10 protein-coding genes are annotated in these 10,435 nt (G+C 58.2%); 7 read left to right on the forward strand and 3 right to left on the reverse strand.

All coding sequences use genetic code 11. The annotated features are described in order from the left end of the window. Window positions 1-117: 117 nt before the first annotated feature. Together R4P65_RS31480 and R4P65_RS31485 are read right to left on the reverse strand one after the other, a co-directional pair. Entirely contained in the window at window positions 118-1,461 is a 1,344-nt protein-coding gene (locus tag R4P65_RS31480; RefSeq protein ID WP_317829464.1) for a DUF1254 domain-containing protein, read from the reverse strand. Window positions 1,462-1,670: 209 nt separating this feature from the next. Next, window positions 1,671-2,891 (reverse strand): helix-turn-helix domain-containing protein, encoded by a 1,221-nt coding sequence (locus R4P65_RS31485; protein ID WP_317829465.1) that lies wholly within the window; start codon window positions 2,889-2,891, stop codon window positions 1,671-1,673. A 911-nt stretch (window positions 2,892-3,802) separates the two neighbouring features. Between R4P65_RS31485 and R4P65_RS31490 the strand changes: the two genes are divergently transcribed. The 5 genes from R4P65_RS31490 to R4P65_RS31510 are packed head-to-tail and all read left to right on the forward strand — an operon-like array spanning window position 3,803 to window position 7,843. Next, on the forward strand, window positions 3,803-4,657 hold the full coding sequence (locus R4P65_RS31490) for an ABC transporter permease (protein WP_317829466.1): 855 nt from the start codon (window positions 3,803-3,805) through the stop codon (window positions 4,655-4,657). Between the two features lie 31 nt (window positions 4,658-4,688). After that, window positions 4,689-5,492, forward strand: coding sequence for an ABC transporter ATP-binding protein (locus R4P65_RS31495; RefSeq protein ID WP_317829467.1), 804 nt, complete (start codon window positions 4,689-4,691; stop codon window positions 5,490-5,492). A gap of 22 nt (window positions 5,493-5,514) precedes the next feature. Next, on the forward strand, window positions 5,515-6,492 hold the full coding sequence (locus tag R4P65_RS31500) for an ABC transporter substrate-binding protein (RefSeq protein ID WP_317829468.1): 978 nt from the start codon (window positions 5,515-5,517) through the stop codon (window positions 6,490-6,492). 26 nt (window positions 6,493-6,518) lie between these two features. Further along, entirely contained in the window at window positions 6,519-6,671 is a 153-nt protein-coding gene (locus tag R4P65_RS31505) for a hypothetical protein (protein ID WP_317829469.1), read from the forward strand. Beyond that, window positions 6,668-7,843 (forward strand): CoA transferase, encoded by a 1,176-nt coding sequence (locus R4P65_RS31510; RefSeq protein ID WP_317829470.1) that lies wholly within the window; start codon window positions 6,668-6,670, stop codon window positions 7,841-7,843. The genes R4P65_RS31505 and R4P65_RS31510 overlap by 4 nt, the downstream gene beginning before the upstream one ends. A gap of 444 nt (window positions 7,844-8,287) precedes the next feature. Here R4P65_RS31510 and R4P65_RS31515 read toward each other — a convergent pair. Continuing rightward, window positions 8,288-9,543, reverse strand: a protein-coding gene (locus tag R4P65_RS31515) for an IS3 family transposase (protein ID WP_317829471.1) whose coding sequence is annotated in 2 segments (ribosomal slippage) — window positions 8,288-9,270 and window positions 9,270-9,543 — 1,257 coding nt in all. Because the reading frame shifts where the segments join, the coding sequence is not laid out codon by codon here. 152 nt (window positions 9,544-9,695) lie between these two features. On the opposite strand from R4P65_RS31515, the gene R4P65_RS31520 reads away from it, so the two are divergent. Further along, window positions 9,696-10,022: a transposase gene (locus tag R4P65_RS31520; protein ID WP_317829472.1), complete on the forward strand. Its 327-nt coding sequence runs from the start codon at window positions 9,696-9,698 to the stop codon at window positions 10,020-10,022. Continuing rightward, on the forward strand, window positions 10,019-10,423 hold the full coding sequence (locus R4P65_RS31525) for an IS3 family transposase (RefSeq protein WP_317829473.1): 405 nt from the start codon (window positions 10,019-10,021) through the stop codon (window positions 10,421-10,423). The genes R4P65_RS31520 and R4P65_RS31525 overlap by 4 nt, the downstream gene beginning before the upstream one ends. Window positions 10,424-10,435: the final 12 nt, after the last annotated feature.

The following is a 10,435-nucleotide window of genomic DNA, read 5'->3' on the forward strand; positions in this document are numbered from 1 at the left end:
TCGATTAACGTGACAGTTCCCTTTCCCGGCCACTTCCACAGCAGTCACCGATATCGAGTCGGCAATCGAGAACAAGGGCCGAGGAAGTATTCAACTCCCTGATATTGGCGCAGTGGATTACGTCCGCTGCACCGGCGGCACGACGTAACGGCCCTCAAGCATCTCTTCGCGAGGCTGGTAAAACCGCAGTGTCAGTTCGAATGGTCCTGCGGGAACCGGTAGCCAGTTCGCTTCACCTTCAGCTGGTTCGCTGTGCTGGATGAAGATGTCCAAGGAACCGTCTGGGCGGTAAACAAGTCCGGGTGTGCGGTCACCTATTGCGTACCGATTCATGGGATTCTCGGCCAGAAAACTCTCGTCGTCATAGACCGTCAACGACCAGAAGGCATCAACTGGCGGAAGCTTGTCCGTGTCGAAATGCAGTACGTACGAATATGTTCCATTGAGCCGATCACCCGTTTCATCTGACAGGACGGATGCATAAATCGCTTCCTCTGCAGTAAGCGCCCCCAGCCCGAGAAGCGCGATAACGGAGCGAAGCAGATAGTTCTGTCCGTAGTCTCCGAGATCGTTGGCGTAGGACCAACCAGGATTCTTCGTTCTCGACCCGCTGCCCAACCGCTTCGCGTTGAGCATGTCGTTAGCAAACGATACGGAGTACTCCAAGGCTATCCGGGTGCCGTCATCGGCGATTTCCCGGGAAGGCGTACGCCCGCGACCGACACCGATTGCCTCGAACTTCTCCATCAATCCAGCCTCCAACACCGGCGTCGGATTTAATTCGAGTGCAGCACAGAGCTCATCGAAGAAGGAAAGTCCTGACTGTCCGATCGTGTGCGGCGACACGACAGGGCCTACCGTCCACCGCGGTTCACCGCCACCTGACTGAACGGGAGCGAGTTGATACTGGTTGATCAACTCTTCCGTTGCCGGCATGTCCGATTCCCCGTCAACGAGTGTCCTGCCTAGTAACCACACGGTATTGGTCGGGATAGACAACACGGGAAGGTCTGGAAGTTCTCCCTGCCACTGCGGCCCGACCACCACGTAGCGTCCCGCAGCGGTGCCTGTGGTGCGGCGACCGATATACGCACAGGTATTCGTGAAAGCGTCGAGAAAGTGAATGCTGTAGTACCGATCGCCTGTATCCGGGACGGCCAGTATCTGGGGTCCGTTCGTGAGGTCCAGCCATGCGAAGGAATAGAGAGTGTCGTTATTGGGTTTGACGATTTCCCGATCACGGGGACTCAACAATCGTGACGCATGACGAAATGTATTGATCGGAGCTGAATTACAGTGCGCAGGGTTGGTCATAATCGCCTTGGTACGTTCCATCAATACCAACGGGTATCCCCACAGGTATGCCTCGACACCGAGAGAAAACGCGCTTCCAGCGGCGTCTGCGATACCAGCGATTCCCTTCGATGATGACTTCGACGCGTGCTCTGCAGTCAGGGTCATACTTGTCAACCTCCACGTGTGCGTTGTGAAGTCTTGTCCGACTTCAACTTTTGGATGTCGCCGACACAAATCGAGGTTGCGAGATTGCCTTGATCGGTCGGACGGCATCTTCCAGTGTGGTGATTTCACACAACGGCAACAAGCCATCAACGGCACACTCCGAGCACCCTCTTGCTGTGACTTCTCACAAGACCAGAGGTGGCGGCTACTCAGTCGACCGGTTTCGTGTCCTGCGGCCTAACTGCAGGGCTCACTGCCACGGCCAAAGTTAGTAGGTCGGCTGTCACGTGCACGTCCAGTCCGGTCAATTCACGCACCTTCAGCAGGCGGTTGTCCACCGTATTCGGGTGGATGACAAGCATCTCAGCGGTTCGTCGACGATCTTGGCCACATTCAAAGTAGGCACGCAGTGTACGCACCAATTCCGTTCGATTCCAAAGTGGTTCGCACCGAACCAACAGCACCTTCAAAGCGGGGCCCGCATGGGAAAAATGATGTTCGAGTGCCACATCGGCGAGTTGCACAGTCCTACCCACATAGCCGCACCGCATTCCAAGATCAAGCACTTCCGCCGCAGTCTTTCCCGCGCGAGGCAGATCAGCGATCGACACCGCGGGTTCGATTGCCAACGTCACTTGCGCACCCGCCACCCGACTCAGATCTTGTGCGATCGACTCCACGTCTTCCGGGATACGGCGCAACAGCAAAGTACCCGTAGTCGGAAGGATTTCCTTGAGCCACAACTCCCGACATGACTGCACCAGATAGGCATTCAGATGACGAACCTTGCGGGTTCGCGCTACAGACATCGGCCCGCTGTCAGCGCCAACTTCCGCGCCGACTTCACCAATATCGAGTATCGCAACAACCGGGCTCTCCGGAATCCGTTCCGTCTCGTCAAAGATCCACTCGTCGCCGCGCAGGAGCGCACCGATAGCCAACGCATGATTGAGTCCGTCTTCGGTAGCGAGGCTTCGGGCATAGATCTCGAACTGCGAGACGACTTCGCGAAGCATTCGATCGTGAGCGTCGCGAGCACGGCAGAGCGTCCACCAGAACATCTCATGGTCACTCCCGAGTCTCGTGTGCAACTCTTCGGCCAAGACGTCAAAGGAAATGTGCCACGCTCGCATGTACTCACGCAACGGAATTCCCTCGTAGACCCGCTCCGCCGCGCGATCGAACAAATCGAAAAGCTCGAGTTTGATCAACCGCACGTCGACCGCATCGACGACCGCCTTCAGGCACAGATCCATGATCACTCCGGACGTGTGCACACTCTCGCGATGCAAGTGATCAGGGGTGTTCTCCGGCGTGTACAGCGGCGTTTCTCGGATGTATCTGTCAATGGCGGCACGAGCCAGTCGGGGTATCGAACGCCGGATACTGCCGACGACGCGGGCCAGACCTGGGTGTTGCTCGCTATGCATCAGCCAACCTTCATATTGTGACGTGTCACACTTTGCGGACAGAATAATGTGACAGTCACAGATGGTACGTGAGTGCCCCACACGGCACGCTGGAGCCAGGAACGAAGCCCTTGACGAGGGTCGGAACGGCCAAGCATTGGAGCAGCATGACGATGAACCGAAAGTCGCACGATTCTCCAGCCTCTCCCTTGCGGAATCTTCGCCACAAGATTCAGACGAAATACTTTATCCTCAAATACAATTCAAGTCTTGGTTGGCTATCGCCGACGTCATCGACATCGAATACCCCGACGCGGCCGGACACGCCAGATCGGGAGGTACGCCAAGGCGAGCATGCACCCGGGCAACCCTTGCGAACATTCCGCCTCGCTCGGCCTGAACAACGGCGCGACGCCGATTGAGATTAGCCAGAGACTCGATACGTCGCGATCTACCGCCCACAAACAAAACCGAGCAGTGGCGGCCACCCGTCGTGACGGTTACCTCGAAAGGTGCTACTGAAAGTGGACTTGCGAGGGACGGCAGTGTAGCAATCGCATGAGCCGCAGAGATGAAACATGTTATACACAAACGCATTACCGACAGGCGCAGTATCTCGCGGTGTAATGTTCGAAGTCTGTCCGCACTAGAACACCGCACTACTATGGCGGCATCCGCAATTCCGCTCTCGTAGAATCAGGACGAGTCTGTTTCTAAGTCGTTGGCCGAGGCGCTTGCGTCGCATATTCGAGTATGTCTACTGCTGCTCCACGCAAGGTGACCGATCGCTGATGCTTTCGTCACCATCAGATTCTCCGCCGACCGCGGATACCAAATAAAGTACGGCAGTTGCGCAGGCAGACGCCGCCCTGATCATCGACCCACCTTTTGATCTTGCAGTCGAATAACCGAGTACCAAGAAAGAAGATGAGATGTCCGTCGTGAGTGCCACTCCCCGACTCAACAAAGCTACGACACCACGCTCTGCCCAAAGACGCCCAGCTGACCGATCCGGTAAGTCGCGTAACCGATGGCTGGTTCCTGCCAGCCAGCTCGCCGTCGCGCTCGCGCTGCTCGGTGTGTGGCAGCTGGTCGGGTCACAGCAACTCCTCGAACCCGTACTGGCGAAAACGCCTGCGCAATCGTGGGACTACTTCACAAACGCCTTCAAATCCGGCGAGCTGTGGACCAATACGAAATCCACCATGTCGGCGGTGCTGATCGCTTGGGTACTCGCGGGCGTAGTCGGCGTCGTAGTGGGTGTCGCACTCGGGTTGGTGCCGCTCGCGGAACGGATCATCAACCCGTTCTTCGACGCCGCCAACGCGATGCCGCGACTGGCACTGGCCCCTCTGTTCATCGTTGTATTCGGCATCACCACAACAGCCAAAGTTGCTCTGGCCGTGACACTTGTGTTCTTCATCGTCTGCTCAGGCGCACGTGCCGGCGTCAAGTCTACCGACGAAGAGTGGCTCCGATTGTCTACAGTGCTCGACGCGAACCGCACGCAAGTGTTCTTCAAGATTCTCATGCCGGTTGCGACGCCTGCCATCTTCGCCGGCCTTCGTTTAGGGCTCATCTACTCCCTTCTCGGCGTGGTCGGATCCGAATTGATTTCTGCACGTGACGGACTCGGCCAGCTGGTAGCTGTCTACTCCTCTCAGTTCCGGATGGAAGCTGTGTACGCGATCCTTCTTCTGCTCGCGGTGATCGCGGTACTTCTCAATCAGCTGATGTCCGTGGCCGAAAGGTATCTCCTCCGCTGGCAAGCCCCGGCCCAGCGTTGATTACCCACCACCACATACAGAGGGAACCTTCATGACCGCGCCTACACCGCCCGCATCAGTACAAGAGAGAATCATGCAAGACGACGCCATCACGTTCTCCGACCTGACAATCGAATTCGCCACGCCGGAAGGAAACACCAAGACTGTCATCTCGGATCTGAACCTCTCGATACCGCGGGGACAGTTCGTCGCACTCATCGGCCGCAGTGGCTGCGGCAAGACTACGCTCCTCAACCTCGTCGCCGGTTTGGTCGAGCCAACCGAAGGGGACGCAAACATACTCGGCGCTCCTCCCAAGAAGGCTCGCAAGCGTCTCGGATTCATGATGGCGCGTGACGCGCTGTTCCCTTGGCGGACAGCACGTAAGAACGTCGAGTACGGACTGGAACTTCGCGGTACGGATCGCACACAACGCCGACTCGCTTCCGATCGCTGGCTGGCGGCCGTCGGTATGTCCGACGCGAAGGAATTGTGGCCGTGGCAGCTCTCACAAGGTATGCGGCAACGAGTCGCCCTCGCGCGTACGTGGGCGCTGGATCCCGAGATCCTGCTCATGGACGAGCCTTTCGCCGCCCTCGACGCCCATACCAGGGTATCGGTGCAGTCGGAGTTTCTCGCTCTATGGCAGGGGATGGAGGGACGCACCGTCGTCTTCGTCACCCACGACCTCACCGAAGCGGTGAGCCTTGCCGATCGGGTCGTGTTGCTGGGCGAAGGTCGCATTCTGGACGACGTGACGGTTGACTTCGAGCGACCGCGCGATCTCGAGTCCATCCGAACCGATCCTGCGTTCATCGAGATCTACGACCGGCTACTTACCCGGCTCAACCACTAATCCTTTCAAGGAGTTGCCAATCATGAACAAAAAGCTCGCCCACATAGCAGGTGTCTCAGCCGCCGTGATACTCACCATGGCGCTCAGCAGCTGCGGAAGCAACGGGGGCAACGACGACGGCACAGTCGCGATAGGTATCTACCCGGCAAGCGTATTGTCGCTACCCGCATTCATCGGCGATAAAGCCGGCATCTTCAAAAACCACGACCTGACCGTCGACCTCATCGACGGAAAGTCAGGTCCCGAGCTGACGAGCGCGTTGCTGGGCGGCACCACACAGATTGCTCTGGGAACACCGCCAACCGTCATTCCGGCCGTTCAGCAGGGCCAGAAATTGCTGTCGGTACCGCCCTACGGAGGTATCGATTCCTCGGTCGCAGCGACCGCAGCGAGCGGCATCGCGACGCTCGCTGATCTGAGCGGCAAGCGGGTAGCTGTGCCGGCGAGAGGGGGCGCCGCCGAGCAGTACGTAACCGAACTGCTCAAAGAACAGGGTATCGACCCTGCCACAGTCACATTCATTGCAGCGGGACCGTCGAATGCGCAAGTTCCGATTGTCCGCAAAGGCGACGTCGACGCAGTTGTACTGAGCTACGCGAGTTTGACCGTCTTCGAGAACGAAGGACTGTCACTCAAAGTGATCGCGAACCCTGCAGACGGCTCCGCAGGCGACGTGGGAAGGTACGCGCTGGGGTCCTTCTTCATGACGACCCAGAAGGTCGCCGACAACAGCCCGACCACTCTCCGGTCGGTATGTAGCGCCTTCTTCGACATTGCAGCATGGATGCAGAACCCGGCAAATGCACCAGCCGGCGCCGACATCGTGGCCGAGATTACCGGACTGCCTGTCGAGGCTGCCGCAGATATCTACAACTACGAAGCATCGTTGTGGTCCGAGACACTCGATGACGAACGCTGGAAGCAGAACGTCGACTGGGTTGTGAGCAACCTCGGAGGCCAAAGCCAAGCGCCCGCACCACTGACTTCCGCTTGCACGTAAACCCTATTCGAATTCGAGGAATTGTCATGTTGAACAGCACATCCGAAGTCCGCACTCACATCGAATCCCCCGGCATGACTGCCCCTGCATCTCGGGCAGTACTCGTCGAGAGCTTGGCCGAATTCGGGCGTAGTGCAGAACGCTATGTCGTAGTTCCCACAGTGCGAGTCAACAAGTGACTATCGAATCACTCGCACTCGAGGGCATCCGAGTACTCGAACTGGGGCAACTCATCGCGGTGCCCAGCGCTGCGCAGCAACTCGCCGAGTACGGCGCTGACGTCATCAAAATCGAGCCGCCAGGAGGCGAGCCTACTCGTAAGATCAAAGCGGCATACGCAACTGCAATCTTACGTGGCTACAATCGTGGAAAGCGTTCCGTCGAAATCGATCTCAAGAACAAGGAAGATTTTGCGTTCTTCGAGAGACTCATTGTGAGCGCGGATATACTACTGCATAACATGCGTCCAGGCACCCTCGCACGCATCGGCCTACCCTACGATCGACTCGAAACCCTGCGGCCACAAATTATTTCGGTTTCGGTTAGCGGCTTCGGCAGCAAGGGGCCTTCAGCCGTTCGAGCCGGCCTCGACATCGCCGCCCAGGCGGAAAGCGGCCTGATGTCCGTAACAGGCGAAGCGAGCGGAGACCCCCAACGGGTAGGAGCGCCGATCATCGACCACGCCACTAGCTATGTGGTGACGCAAGCGGTGCTGGCTGCGGTGATTCGACGGGACCGTCATGGTGTGGGTTCGGACATCCGGGTGCCCCTTCTCGACGTAGCCGTACACCTCCAGACGCCCAACTGGGTTGAGCATCAGCTATCCGACCGAAAGATGACACGCAATGGCAACGGGCAGCCAAGCGTCGCGCCGGCCGCCGATGTGATCACTGTTCACGACGGTCAGCTGGTTATCAGTGGATATCAACCTCATGCCTGGAATCGACTGTGTGAGGTGATCGATCGTCCCGACCTGGTAGATGATCCGCGATTCGTCGACAACGACTCACGCGTGCACAACCGCGCCGATTTGCTGGCGATACTCACCCAAGCGATCGGCCATATGTCGACTCAGGGCGCGGTGGACAAACTCGTAGCGTCCGGAATAGTGGCAGCCATGGTGCGCACCTACGACGAGGTGTTGGCTGCACCCGATGTCATTGAGAATGGTGTGTTCGTTGACGGTCGGACTGAGACCGGAAGTACCTTCAAGGTGCCTGCGCCACCGTTCCGTTCTCACCCGCCGCTGAGCTGCGATCTGGGCGCTATCCCGGAGGTTGGCGAGCACACCCGGGAAATCCGCGATGCGGTCCTTCGGCCTTCCCATCCGACGACCGCGACCACTTGTTGACCCATGCAGGAAACCTGCCGTAATCCTGAGAACCGGCCAAAGCCCATCGCTGGGAAGACATTTCGGATCAGCCAAAACACCCGAGGCAGTGGACATTTCAGTTCTGGAATCGCACAGCACTCCCTCAGTGTAGGTCGATCCTCTTCGTGAAGTAGCCAGACAGTTGGCGGTCGAGAATGTGGCGACCCCGCAGGAACACTATTCCGGTCGTCGCGTCTGTCTGTGAGGAAGGGCACGAACTTCACGGATGGGGCTTGGCGTGGGCTCGCACATCCCCCTGGTATCCGGCGCACTCCTGCCGTGCGGACGCACATGCTGATGGTAGAGCTTTAGGGCCGACACCAAATTAACGAAAGTACTTGACAACATGGAAAGTACTGTCTTGCTCTTTGGGGCAGTAGACCAGGGCCTTGACCCTGAACCGTGCCTGGTTTCTTGCCGCTCCTATGCTGGCGACATCTCCGGCTGGAGAATCGATAATTGAGAGTAATAGACGGCCTCGAACTCGTCCGGAGTGACATAGTCCAAGGTGCTGTGCAGACGGCGGGTATTGAACCAATCCACCCACTCCATCGTCGCGAATTCGATGTCGTCGATCGTCTTGATCGGGCCCTGCAGAAAGGGACTACTCTTGGAAACCGCTTCTGTCTTGAACAGTCCGATCGTCGACTCCGCGAGGGCATTGTCGTAGGCGTCGCCGACACTTCCGATTGAAGCTGCAATCCCTTCCAACACAAGCGTTTCCGCGAAGGAAATAGATGTATATTGGCTACCGGCATCGCTGTGATGGATCAACCCATCACCGACCCGATGTCCACCGTGATCGCGTCGCCACAACGCCATCTTCAAGGCCGTGGTGACCATGGCCGTGTCCTTCACTGTCGAGGCATGCCAGCCGACGATTGCCCGGGAGAAGCAGTCGATCACGAAAGCGACGTAGACGAACCCCGCCCACGTTCGGCAATAAGTGAAGTCGGTAACCCATGTTCGGTTCGGTGCGTCGGCGGTGAAGTCGCGATCGAGTAGGTCGGGTGCCCGCCGACTGTCCTTGCCGCCTGGAATCGTGGTTCGGTGCTGCCGGCCTCTGACCACCCCGTTGAGTCCTTCGTCGCGCATCAAACGGTCGACGGTGCAGGCAGCGACGTGGTGGCCTTTGCGGCGCAGGCGAGCAGTCATTTTTCGTCGGCCGTAGAGTCCTTCGGCAGTGCCGATCGTGGACCGCAGTTCTTCGGTGAGGTGGGCGTCGGTGATCGTCCTTGCAGATGGTGATGCGGTTTTCCAGTTGCGATACGTGCGTGGGGCGACCTGGATTCCTTGTGCGGTGAGCACTCGGCCGATCGACTCGACCCTGAAATTTTGTGCACGCATGTCGTCGATGAACTGGACTATCAGCGGCGGCGAGGGTCGAGTTCCCTCGCGAAGAAAATCGATGCCGACTTCAGAATTTCGTTGGCTTCCTTGAGTTCTCGGTTCTCACGCTCGAGTTCCTTGATCCGCATTTGCTCCGCGGTGCTCGCTCCGGGCACCTCCTGAGCATCGACCTGGGCTTGCTTGGTCCAGTTCCGCAGCGATTCGGCACCAATGCCGAGTTTCGGGCCCATCACCTGGCATGCGGAGTAGACGGACCGATATTCGTCGAGGTGATCGAGGACTATCTTGACGGCTCGCTCACGCTGCTCGAGTGGGTAACGCTTGGGCATGATCTGCATCCTTCACAAAAACGGATGCGGCATCAAACCCGGCACGGTTCAGACCGCCACCACTCGTTTGCATAGTTATGCGCTTGCTCGGGTCGTCTCTCTGAATCGGACCGGAGTTTCCGGGGACTTCATTCTTTGGGAAAGATGGAGTCATGTCGTCAGGAACGAACAAGAGGTACCCACCCGAGTTGCGTGAGCGTGCGGTGCGGATGGTCGCCGAGGTCCAGCACGAATATCCGTCGGAGTGGGCCGCGGTCGAATCCGTGGCCGACAAACTCGGTATCGGAACAGCGCAGACGTTGCTCAACTGGATTCGGAGAGCGCAAACTGATGCCGGCGAGCGGCCTGGTGTGACGAGCGAAATGGCAGCGGAAATGCGCAAACTCCGAGCCGAGAACCGGAAACTCAAGCGCGCCAACGAGATCCTGAAGTCGGCATCGGTTTTCTTCGCAGCGGAGCAGGGCCGCAACAACAAGTGATCATCGACTACATCAACCGATACAAAAACGAGTACGGCGTCGAGCCAATCTACAGAGTGCTCACCGGGCACGGCTGCCCAATTGCGCTGTCCACCTACTACGAGGCCCGCAACCGTCCTGCATCTCAGCGGGCCGTGCGCGACGAAAAGCTAAAAGTCGAGGTCAGCCGTGTGCATGCCGAGAATTATTCGGTTTACGGCGCACGCAAGGTGTGGCTGGAAATGCGTCGAGAGGGCATCGACGTGGCACGGTGCACGGTCGAACGGTTGATGGGTGTTCTCGGGCTAGAAGGTGCCCGTCGAGGCAAGAAGAAGCGGACCACCGTCGCCGATCCACGGGTGAGTCCCATGGCGTGGTGGACTTTAGATAAGGTCGACACCAGCAGAAACGTGTGTCGGTAATCCGCTCGGGGC

The sequence above is a fragment of the Rhodococcus sp. IEGM 1318 genome (assembly GCF_033142465.1).
GTDB classification, from domain to species: domain Bacteria; phylum Actinomycetota; class Actinomycetes; order Mycobacteriales; family Mycobacteriaceae; genus Rhodococcus_F; species Rhodococcus_F qingshengii_B.

Coding starts and splice junctions, on each gene's coding strand:
- R4P65_RS31495 (WP_317829467.1), top strand. CDS start 4,689: ATGACCGCGCCTACACCGCCCGCATCAGTACAAGAGAGAATCATGCAA.
- R4P65_RS31500 (WP_317829468.1), top strand. CDS start 5,515: ATGAACAAAAAGCTCGCCCACATAGCAGGTGTCTCAGCCGCCGTGATA.
- R4P65_RS31505 (WP_317829469.1), top strand. CDS start 6,519: ATGTTGAACAGCACATCCGAAGTCCGCACTCACATCGAATCCCCCGGC.
- R4P65_RS31520 (WP_317829472.1), top strand. CDS start 9,696: ATGTCGTCAGGAACGAACAAGAGGTACCCACCCGAGTTGCGTGAGCGT.
- R4P65_RS31490 (WP_317829466.1), top strand. CDS start 3,803: ATGTCCGTCGTGAGTGCCACTCCCCGACTCAACAAAGCTACGACACCA.
- R4P65_RS31485 (WP_317829465.1), bottom strand. CDS start 2,891: ATGCATAGCGAGCAACACCCAGGTCTGGCCCGCGTCGTCGGCAGTATC.
- R4P65_RS31480 (WP_317829464.1), bottom strand. CDS start 1,461: ATGACCCTGACTGCAGAGCACGCGTCGAAGTCATCATCGAAGGGAATC.